At 70.9% G+C, this 1614-nt stretch carries 3 protein-coding genes; 1 reads left to right on the forward strand and 2 read right to left on the reverse strand.

All coding sequences use genetic code 11. From position 1 onward, the window contains the following. Positions 1-765: 2-phospho-L-lactate transferase (cofD, locus tag G6018_RS08095; protein ID WP_182639348.1), on the reverse strand; the 765-nt coding region annotated here is incomplete at its 3' end. Between the two features lie 260 nt (positions 766-1025). Between cofD and G6018_RS08100 the strand changes: the two genes are divergently transcribed. Then, positions 1026-1337, forward strand: coding sequence for a WhiB family transcriptional regulator (locus G6018_RS08100; protein ID WP_241727050.1), 312 nt, complete (start codon positions 1026-1028; stop codon positions 1335-1337). 75 nt (positions 1338-1412) lie between these two features. Here G6018_RS08100 and G6018_RS08105 read toward each other — a convergent pair. Then, on the reverse strand, positions 1413-1614 hold a 202-nt coding region (locus G6018_RS08105; protein WP_182639349.1), incomplete at its 5' end, for a metallopeptidase family protein.

Genomic DNA, 1614 nt, shown 5'->3' on the forward strand with positions numbered 1-1614 from the left:
GCCACCGATCACGGGGCTCACCCCCACGACCGGCGCGGAGGTGGAACGCAGCGCGGCGCGGATCCCGGGGACGGCGAGGATCGCGCCGACGGAGACCACGGGGTTGGAGGGGGCGACGACGACGAGGTCGGCCGCCTCGATGGCGTCGAGCGTCTCCGCGGTGGGCCGGGCGGCCTCGGCGCCGATCTGCACGAATCCGGAGGCGGGCAGCTGCGCGCGGTACCGGACCCACCACTCCTGGAAGTGGATCGCCTTCGAGCCCGACCCGTCGGCGGAGTCGTCGGGCACCACGACGTGCGTCTCGCATCGGTCGTCGGTCACCGGCAACAGGCGGACGCCGGGGGACCAGCGGGTGGACAGCGCCTCGGTGACGTCGGTCAACCGGTAACCGGCGCCCAACATCTGGGTGCGGACCAGGTGGGTGGCCAGGTCCTTGTCCCCGAGACCGAACCAGTCGGGCTGGACCCCGTAGGCGGCGAGTTCGTCGCGGCAGTTCCACGTCTCGCCCGCGTGACCCCATCCGCGTTCGGGGTCGATGCCCCCGCCGAGGGTGTACATGCAGGTGTCGAGGTCGGGGCAGATCCGGACGCCGTGCATCCACGCGTCGTCCCCGACGTTGACCACCGCGTCGAGGCCGTGGACGGGGTCGCCTCCGGGGAGTGGGGTGTCCGCGGCCCCGGACGCGGGGTCCAGCCCGAGAAGTCGACGTGCGCCGAGCAGGAAACGGGCGCCACCGACGCCACCGGCCACTACACAGATCCTCACGTCGACCCAGACTAGTGACGGGGTGGCGGTGAGGCCCGGGTGGCCGGGTGTTCGGACCCCACCCCGACTCGCGGGGGTGTCCCACGCCACACGATCCGCGGCGTGTCACTCGTGGGACCGGCGCACGAAAATGCTAGGTATCCGCGATTTCGCTTGACCTGGGCGACTCGCATGTGTGTAATCACAGGTGTGTCATTCGTATCGGAGCGGCACGCCGGGCCGGGCAGACGCACGAGCGACGAGCAACGTAACACGAGGGGATGACCGTGGATCGACAGTCACGCACCGCAGCGGGACCCGAGCTGACCCTGGTCGACTTCGGCACCGGTGCGCTCTTCGTGGAGGACGAGGAGGAGAGCTGGCAGGACCGGGCCCTCTGTTCCCAGACCGATCCCGAGGCGTTCTTCCCCGAGAAGGGTGGCTCGACCCGCGAGGCCAAGAAGATCTGCACGGGCTGCGAGGTCAAGGCCGAGTGCCTCGAGTACGCGCTGGCCAACGACGAGCGCTTCGGTATCTGGGGCGGACTGTCGGAGCGCGAGCGTCGGCGGATCAAGCGCGAGGCCGTGATGTGAGTTCGTCAGGGCCCGGTGCTATCCGGGCTCTCGACGGCGCCTGCTCGGCACCTTCCTGACCACCCCGCGGGGTGGTCAGTTCTCGTTGGGGCCGGCCTCGACCTCGTCCGGTGAGATCTCCAGGTGCTGCGAGACGAGTTCCACCAGGACCGAGTAGACCAGGTCCCTCAGGTCGTCCCCGCCGGGTGCCCGGCGGGTGAGCGGCCTGCGGAACAGGACCAACCGGGCCCGCGTGGGCTGGCCGGCCCGGTCGACGCCGGCGGGGACCAGCCGGGCG

It is taken from the genome of Dietzia sp. DQ11-44 (assembly GCF_014145205.1).
Taxonomy (GTDB): domain Bacteria; phylum Actinomycetota; class Actinomycetes; order Mycobacteriales; family Mycobacteriaceae; genus Dietzia; species Dietzia natronolimnaea.